General features: G+C 59.7%; 5 protein-coding genes. 3 read left to right on the forward strand and 2 right to left on the reverse strand.

Features of this window, described 5'->3' with window-relative positions:
• Positions 1-600, reverse strand: a 600-nt coding sequence (locus tag GXX82_09515) for an HAD-IA family hydrolase (protein NLT23272.1), incomplete at its 3' end; no start/stop codon positions are given.
• Between the two features lie 230 nt (positions 601-830).
• Here GXX82_09515 and GXX82_09520 point away from each other — a divergent pair.
• Positions 831-1,697, forward strand: a complete 867-nt coding sequence (locus GXX82_09520; protein ID NLT23273.1) for an epoxyqueuosine reductase — start codon at positions 831-833, stop codon at positions 1,695-1,697.
• 86 nt (positions 1,698-1,783) lie between these two features.
• On the opposite strand, the gene GXX82_09525 is transcribed toward GXX82_09520, so the two are convergent.
• Complete coding sequence (locus tag GXX82_09525; protein ID NLT23274.1) at positions 1,784-2,947, reverse strand: MFS transporter; 1,164 nt, start codon at positions 2,945-2,947, stop codon at positions 1,784-1,786.
• 247 nt (positions 2,948-3,194) lie between these two features.
• Here GXX82_09525 and GXX82_09530 point away from each other — a divergent pair, with 247 nt between their 5' ends.
• Both GXX82_09530 and GXX82_09535 read left to right on the forward strand, forming a co-directional pair.
• Entirely contained in the window at positions 3,195-5,867 is a 2,673-nt protein-coding gene (locus GXX82_09530; protein NLT23275.1) for an HAD-IC family P-type ATPase, read from the forward strand.
• A gap of 86 nt (positions 5,868-5,953) precedes the next feature.
• On the forward strand, positions 5,954-6,140 hold a 187-nt coding region (locus tag GXX82_09535), incomplete at its 3' end, for a sodium:proton exchanger (GenBank protein NLT23276.1).

Consider the following 6,140-nt stretch of genomic DNA (forward strand, 5'->3'; position numbering starts at 1 on the left):
GTGGTCCGGGAGATGGAGGTCGGCTTTCAAGGACGTGTTTCGGTAAGCGGCAAAGGGTGTGCCTGCCCTGGCCGCTGTCTCGCGGTCGACGTCGGAGTCGCCCACGTAGAGAACCTCCCCGGGTTCGAGGCCCAGGTGTTCCAGTATGATGGAGACGCATTGAGGATCGGGCTTGTGCCGCGTCACGTCACCGGACGTCACGATAACATCGAAAAGGTCCTTCAATTCCAGCATCTCGAGAAGGGGAACGAGGCTCTTGCCGCGATTCGTGGCTACGGCCGTGTGGTATCTCATCCTTACCCGGCGCAGCACATCGTGCACCCGTGGCTCCGGTTTCACCAGATCGAGGAAGGCCTCGGGCGGAAGCTGCCGTTGAAGCTCCAGCGCATCGCCAATGAATGGCGAACCCCGGAAAAGAGCCTCCAGCACACCCTTGCCGGTCCCGGTCAGGACCAGGTTCATCCAGGATTCGTCGAGCACGGGGAGGTCGAAGCGTGTGAGGATGTGGTTGTAGTACGCTACGTTTGATTCCACGGAATCAACAAGCACTCCGTCACAATCGTAGATTATCCCCTTGATCCGCCGGGCATCCATTGTCACGACCTTAAGCCCTCCTCACTCACACAGTCATCCCACGCCTCAGGCTGAACTTCCGCCTCTATTGTACCTGTTATGACGCCGGTTTTCAGGAATTTTCTTCAGCCGGACCCTCCTCAACAGCCATGGATCGTGCTATAATGAAAGCCTTGGGAATCGGACGCAACCCCTGTAGCCCGTGGAGAAGGAAGGATCTTATGATGCCTGAGCAGCCTGCCGATCGATCGGCCTTCATCGTCACCGCCATCGGGGACTACGTGAAGTCGCCGGGGAACAGCCTGCGCAATGCCGACGGCGAGCCCGCGTTCGGCACCCCGCTGGTGGGATTTTCCCGGGGCGACGATCCCCTGTACGGCGAGATCAAGGCCGACATCGGTGACTTCTACTTCACGCCCTTCGAGATATTCCACGCGACCTTTCCCCTCGCAGCGGTCTCTCCCTCGGACCTGACCGTCATCAGTTATGTCCTGCCCCAGACGGAGAAGACCCGGCGCGACCAGGCCCGGGAAAAGATATTCGCCTGCGAGCGCTGGGCGAGGTCTCGGCTGTACGGTGAAGAGTTCATCCTGAAGCTCGGTGCTCATCTGGTGACCCTCTTCGCCGACAATGGATACGAGGCCCTCTGCCCCGGGGCCTCAACGAAGTGGGAAAAGGCGATGTCCCAACGCCACGGTATAGCGTCCACCTGGTCGGAGCGGCACACCGCTTACGCCTCGGGCCTCGGCACGTTCGGGCTCTGCGACGGCCTTATCACCCCCCTCGGGAAGGCCGTCCGCCTGGGGTCCGTCGTCGCCCACATCGACATCCCGCCCACCCCCAGACCATACAAAGACCACCACGAGTACTGTCTCTTCTATTCGCAGGGAACCTGCGGCGCCTGCATAAAGCGATGCCCCGTCGGAGCCATATCGAAAGACGGGCACGACAAGACCAGATGCCAGCCTTACACCTCGATCACCGGCCACAAGCACAGCCTCGAGCACTACAACATCGACACAACCCCCTGCGGCCTCTGCCAGGCCGGCGTCCCGTGCGAATCAGGCATCCCTCCGCAAGACCACACGGATCCCCGGGAACTCTCGGCCCTGCGAACGGGATAATAGCCCTCATTGGCCCGTCTCCAGTCACGGGCATGAGACAGGGTCTTTGGACTATGTCAGATCTCTCAGGTGGCCAGATCCCTTCGTCAGTCAAGTTCCCTGAGGCGGAAGATCAGGCCGCTCGACAGCGTGACGAGCACGCCGAGGATCACGATACCCACCCTGAAGCTGTAGAGGTCTCCCGAGACTCCCAGCAGGTAGGGTATGATGCCGCTGCCGAAGACCATGCACACGGCAAGGATCATTCCCGTGGCAAGCCCCCTCATTTCGCGGTTGAATATCTTCGCGATCGCCACGAGCCCGACGGGGAAGAAACCCGTTATGAACACCGCCTGAAGGAAGAGGACTATCCCCGTCAGCCTCACGGAAGCGAGACCCATCAAGATGGTGAATACGCCCGCGATGGCCATCATGGGAAACATGATCTTATTCAGGCTGAACCTGTCGACAAGAAACCCGCAGGAGATCGCCACACCGACGGATCCGAGACGGGATATACCCAGAATGGTATTGGCATAGTCGATGCTCAACCGCAGTTCCTTCGTGAGGTAGAGGGGTATGATGGAATAGATGCCAAGGTTCGCCCCCACGCCGAAGGTGAAGAGCGCGGTCATTATCCAGAAGGGCCGCATCCGAAGGATATCGCGGAACACCGCCCTGGGAGGGTTCTCGATCCTGACCTCGGCGCAGGCGAAGCAAAGGGCGATAGCGCAGGCAAGGAAGACGCACGCGAACACCACGAACATGCCGCGCCAGGGGACCAGAGCGAGGAGACCGATGGCGACGAAGGGTGTGGTAAGGATGGAGATGGAGGCCCCGGTGTCATGTATCGCGATCGCCTTGCCCCAGTCCTTTTCAGAGTAGTACTCCGTGATCAGGGGAATGACGGACGGTATATAGACGCCGACGGCGAAACCGAGCACGAAGGCGAAAAGATACAGCAGGGTGAAGGTATGGATGAAGGGCACCAGGAACGTGGCAAGACTGAGAAGGGCGAGGGAAAAGATGATGGACCTCTTGTAGCCGAACCTGCCCGACAGGAAACCGGAGACGATCACGGAAACACCGTATCCGACAGAGAGCAGCACGAAGATACCGCTCGCCCGGGCATGACTGACAAGGAACTCGTCCTCGATGACGGGCAGGATCGGCGCAAGCACTATCCTCACGGAAAAGTTGAGGAACCACAAGAGCCAAAGAAAGAGAAGGAAAAGAAGCGCCCTGCCCCGAAGATCCGAATATCGCTCCACAGGTGAACTATAACCCGTGGCGGGATTTTAGAAAACCAAAAAAAGAAGGCTTGGGCGGCCTTTATCATGTTTTCCCTGCTCTTCGGATGTCCCATCTCACTCTTCCCGGGGTAGTCGAAGGAGCATTCACGTGATATACTCTAAGCTTGCGGATAACCCGCCTCATGGCGACCACGGTCGACACAAGGCTGTCCCGCAGGAAAGCTCGACAGGCAGGCACAAGCAAAGAACCACGGGGGTAACGATCATGAGATGGTACCAGATGGACACGGAAGCAGTCTTAACCGAGAGCGGGACTCGTCCTGAGGGGCTCACGACTTCAGAAGTTGAAGAACGGCTGCAGCGGTTCGGACCGAATGGCCTTCCCGAGGAAGAAGGGCTCAGCCGTCTGAAGATCCTCCTTCACCAGTTCACAAGCCCCCTCATATACATACTTATCGTGTCCGCCGCCGTGACCGCCATCCTGAAGGAATACATCGACACCGGCGTGATACTGGCCGTGGTCATCATCAATGCCATCGTCGGCTACCTCCAGGAGCACAAAGCGGAAACCAGCGTCAGGGCCCTCAAGAGAATGATCGTCCCGAAGGCGAGGGTCATCCGGGATGGGAGCGAGGTCGAGATCCCCAGCGAGGAGCTCGTGCCGGGAGACATCGTATTGCTGGCATCGGGGGCCAGGGTCCCCGCCGATTTGAGACTCATCGAGATCAATGAACTGCGGGCCGACGAGGCCGCCCTGACCGGGGAATCCCTGCCCGTGGAGAAGACCGTCGGTGCCATAACCGAGGAAGATCTCACAGCCGGGGACCAGACGAACATGACCTTCATGGGGACAAGTATCGTCAATGGCCGCGGCCGCGGCATAGTCGTGGAGACCGGGCGAACAACGATACTCGGACAGATAGCCCGCGACGTGAAGGAACTCTCCATCACCGAAACACCTCTCCAGCAAAAGATCGTCAAATTCGCCCATTTCATCGGTTTCCTCGTGCTCGCAAGCGCCTCCGCGATAATCATCCTGGGGCTCTTCCTGGGGATCAGTCTCAAGGACCTGTTCACGACCGCCGTCGCCGCAGCTGTCGCCACGATACCGGAAGGGCTCCCCATCGTGGTGACGGTAACCATGGCGATCGGCATCACCCGGATGGCCCGTCGCAACGCCATCGTGCGCAGGCTTGCGGCCGTCGAAACCCTGGGAAGCACCACGATCATCTGTTCCGACAAGACGGGAACACTGACAAAGAACGAGATGACCGTCAAGGCCGTGTATGACGGGTGCAGCGCCTTTGAGGTCACCGGCAGCGGCTATGATCCCGAAGGAGAGATACTCCACGATTGGGAGACCTGCAGCGAGGAACCGCTGAAGGAGTTGCATGCCCTGCTGAGGATCGGCCTTCTGTGCAACGAATCGAGGTTGATCCAGGAAGACGGCCGGTTGCGGGTGGACGGAGATCCGACGGAGGGAGCCCTCATCGTTTCCGCCATGAAGGGAGGACTCGACCCCGGCGAAGAGCGGAGAAGATACCCTCAGACAGGGATCATACCCTTCGAATCGGACCACGGCTTCATGGCGACTCTCCACCAACACTCCGATGGAAAGGTCATTTTCGTGAAGGGGGCCCCCGAAAGAGTGCTCGACATGTGTTCGAGCCTTCCTTCGGGAGAAGCCATCGACAGGGCAAAGGTATTGAGGACAGCGGAGCACTTCGCCGAAGATGGGTTGAGGGTCCTCGCCATGGCCTACAAGAATGCCGGAACCGACGTTAACGGAGAGGGGTTCACCCGCGGCCGTCTGGGAAGCGATCTCATCCTGGCGGGCCTCCAGGGCATGATCGATCCACCCCGGCCGGAGGCGGTGGACGCCATCAGGGGATGCAGGGAAGCAGGTATCAGGGTGGCAATGATCACGGGCGATCACGCTGTGACCGCCTCGGCCATCGGCAGGATGATAGGCCTGGGGGAAAGCGGATCCCCCGCCATCACGGGGAAGGAACTGGAAAGGATGAGTGATGACGACCTCTTCGGCAAAGTCCAGGAGACCAGCGTCTATGCCCGCGTCTCGCCGCAGCACAAGCTGCGCATCGTTCAGCAGTACATGCGGCACGGAGAGATAGTGGCCGTCACCGGAGACGGCGTCAATGACGCCCCCGCCCTGAAGGCGGCGCACATAGGAGCGGCCATGGGAAAAACGGGGACGGACGTCGCCCGCGAGGCCGCCGACATGGTTGTGACCGATGACAATTTCGCGTCCATCTTCCATGCCGTGGAGGAGGGAAGGATAGTCTTCGACAACATACGGAAGGTTACGGTGTTCCTTATACCCACGGGATTCGCGGCCATCCTTTCCATTCTGGCCTGCATGTTCCTCGGCATACCCATCCCCTTCGTGGCGGCCCAGCTCCTCTGGATCAACCTCGTCGCCAACGGCCTGCAGGACGTGGCCCTCGCCTTCGAACCGGGAGAGAAGGACATCATAAAGAGACAGCCGCGCAGCCCTAAGGAAGGTATCATGTCGCGTCTCATGCTCGAGCGGAGCGTCCTCGTCGGCGTCCTGATCTCGGCGGGTGTCATTTACAACTTCCATGACGCCCTGGCCCAGGGTTCCTCCGTGGAGCACGCCCGGACAATCGCCATGACCACTATGGTCATCTTCCAGTTCTTCCACGCCTGGAACTCACGGTCTGAAACCCGCTCCGTCTTCCGTCTTAACCCCTTAAGCAACCCCTTCCTCTTCTACAGTATGATCGTGGCATCTCTGGCTCAGATCGCCGTCATCTATGTGCCCACGCTTCAGTGGGTTTTCAGGACGGACAATCTCTCGGGAGGGGAATGGCTGCGGATAATCGCCGTGGCGGTCAGCGCGATAGCGGCGGTCGAGATCGAAAAGCTCCTGCGCGGGAACCGCAGACCGAAAGGATGAAAGGTGGATCGCGCTCTTCACCCGGCGGACGGAGAGCGCTTGACCTCGGTCCCTTCATACTGCAATAATACGGACGGGAAAAGAACGTGACGGAACAGGCCTTTTATGAGATAGCGCTGATCCTCAGCCTTGCCGCGGTCCTCGGAGCGGTGGGGATGCTGCTGAGGCAGCCCCTTATCGTCGCCTTCCTGGCGACGGGCATTCTCGCCGGTCCCGCCGGCCTTTCCCTTATCCAGAGCCACGGGCAGATAGAGCTCCTGGCACAGATCGGGA

The sequence above is a fragment of the Syntrophorhabdus sp. genome (assembly GCA_012719415.1).
Classification (GTDB): Bacteria; Desulfobacterota; Syntrophorhabdia; order Syntrophorhabdales; family Syntrophorhabdaceae; genus Delta-02.

Coding starts and splice junctions, on each gene's coding strand:
- GXX82_09530 (NLT23275.1), top strand. CDS start 3,195: ATGAGATGGTACCAGATGGACACGGAAGCAGTCTTAACCGAGAGCGGG.